Origin of the sequence: Trabulsiella guamensis ATCC 49490 (assembly GCF_000734965.1) — a bacterium.
GTDB classification, from domain to species: Bacteria; Pseudomonadota; Gammaproteobacteria; order Enterobacterales; family Enterobacteriaceae; genus Trabulsiella; species Trabulsiella guamensis.
Map to the genome: position 1 here is coordinate 1 of NZ_JMTB01000064.1, position 2,144 is coordinate 2,144.

1 protein-coding gene and 1 pseudogene are annotated in these 2,144 nt (G+C 55.4%); both read left to right on the top strand.

Annotation, left to right across the window (positions count from 1 at the left end):
* Positions 1 to 235, top strand: a pseudogene (locus GTGU_RS09625) (PTS trehalose transporter subunit IIBC); the annotation flags it as partial.
* 45 nt (positions 236 to 280) lie between these two features.
* Complete coding sequence (treC, locus tag GTGU_RS09630; RefSeq protein ID WP_038156156.1) at positions 281 to 1,924, top strand: alpha,alpha-phosphotrehalase; 1,644 nt, start codon at positions 281 to 283, stop codon at positions 1,922 to 1,924.
* Positions 1,925 to 2,144: the final 220 nt, after the last annotated feature.

Consider the following 2,144-nt stretch of genomic DNA (forward strand, 5'->3'; position numbering starts at 1 on the left):
TTTCCCGATGCTGTGCGCGATGGTGGGTTCCGGGCTGGCAGCGCTGCTGTGCGGACTTAACGGTGTGATGGCAAATGGCATTGGCGTCGGCGGTCTGCCGGGCATTCTCTCCATCCAGCCAACTTACTGGCAGATTTACGCGCTGGCGATGGCCATCGCGGTGGTGGTTCCGATAGTGCTCACTTCTGTGGTCTATCAGCGTAAGTTCCGTCAGGGCTCGCTACAAATTGTGTAATGGTGTTGGGGCGCAGGGCGCCCCCCTTTTTAGCAGGAATGCATGATGAATACCCTTCCCCACTGGTGGCAAAACGGCGTTATCTACCAGATTTACCCCAGGAGCTTTCAGGACACGACCGGCAGCGGTACCGGCGATTTACGCGGCGTCACCGCCCGTCTCGACTATCTGCAGACGCTCGGCATTGACGCCATCTGGCTGACGCCGTTCTATGTCTCGCCGCAGGTGGATAATGGCTACGACGTGGCGAACTACACGGCGATTGACCCCACCTACGGTACGCTGGATGACTTCGACGAGCTGGTGGCACAGGCCAAAGCGCGCAATATTCGCATCGTGCTCGACATGGTTTTCAACCACACCTCTACCCAGCACCCGTGGTTTCGCGAATCGCTGAACCCGGACAGCCCTTACCGCGAATTTTACATCTGGCGTGATGAGCCCAACAACTGGCGGTCAAAATTTGGCGGCAACGCCTGGCAATGGCACCCGGAGAGCAAACAATATTTTCTCCATCTGTTCGCGCCGGAGCAGGCGGATCTCAACTGGGAAAACCCGGCGGTACGCGCCGAGTTGAAAAAAGTGTGCGAGTTCTGGGCGGATCGCGGTGTTGATGGTCTGCGCCTCGATGTCGTCAATCTGATCTCGAAAGACCAGGCTTTTCCGGATGACGACCAGGGCGACGGTCGTCGCTTCTATACCGATGGTCCACGCGCGCATGAGTTTTTGCAGGAACTGAGCCGCGACGTCTTCACCCCTGGCTACCTGATGACCGTGGGCGAAATGTCCTCCACGTCGCTTGAGCACTGCCAGCAGTATGCTGCCCTCGACGGACGTGAGCTGTCGATGACCTTCAACTTTCACCATCTGAAAGTGGATTACCCCGGCGGCGAAAAATGGACGCTGGCAAAACCCGATTACGTCGCCCTGAAAGCGTTGTTCCGTCACTGGCAGCAGGGTATGCATAACGTCGCCTGGAATGCGTTGTTCTGGTGTAACCACGACCAGCCGCGCATTGTCTCGCGGTTTGGCAGCGAAGGCGCGCTGCGTGATACTTCAGCGAAAATGCTGGCGATGGTGCTGCACGGCATGCAGGGCACACCCTACATCTATCAGGGGGAAGAGATCGGCATGACCAATCCGCACTTCCGCCAGATAACCGAGTATCGTGACGTGGAAAGCCACAACATGTATGCCGAACTGGGTGCTCAGGGACGCAGTGCCGATGAGCTACTGGCGATCCTCGCCAGTAAATCCCGCGACAATGGCCGTACGCCGATGCAATGGAGCGCGCAGCCGCACGGCGGATTCACCACTGGCGAGCCGTGGATCGGGCTTTGTGACAACTACCGCGAGATCAACGTCGACGCTGCATTGCACGATCCGGATTCGGTGTTTTACACCTATCAGCGATTAATCGCCCTGCGTAAACGTGAACCTGTCCTGACCTGGGGAGATTATGAAGATCTCCTGCCGGATCACCCGGCGCTGTGGTGTTATCGCCGCCAGTGGCAGGGGCAAACGCTGATGGTCATCGCCAACCTGAGCGATCTTTTCCAGGCATGGTCACCCCAGGCCACAGACGGCGATTGGCAAACCGTCATCAGCAACTACGCAGAAACCGCGCGAAAACCCGGCGATATGACGCTTCGCCCGTATGAAGCGGTCTGGTGGCTGCAATCAGTATAATCACAGTAAATATATTATTCCCCGCCCACGATAAGTGGGCGACTTTATATTCACACCATGAATGAAATATATAATAAAAATAAGAAAGAAATATCTATTCAGTCTCACTAAAAGCAATTGTTAATTAATATAACCCCACGTAACACACTGTAATTAATTCAGTTATTCACCCTCTCAAAATGGACTCGTTCCCGACCCATATCTTTTTTTGACCTTTCCC

Excerpts from the sequence above, each read along its gene's own strand:
- treC (WP_038156156.1), top strand. The coding sequence starts at position 281 with ATGAATACCCTTCCCCACTGGTGGCAAAACGGCGTTATCTACCAGATT.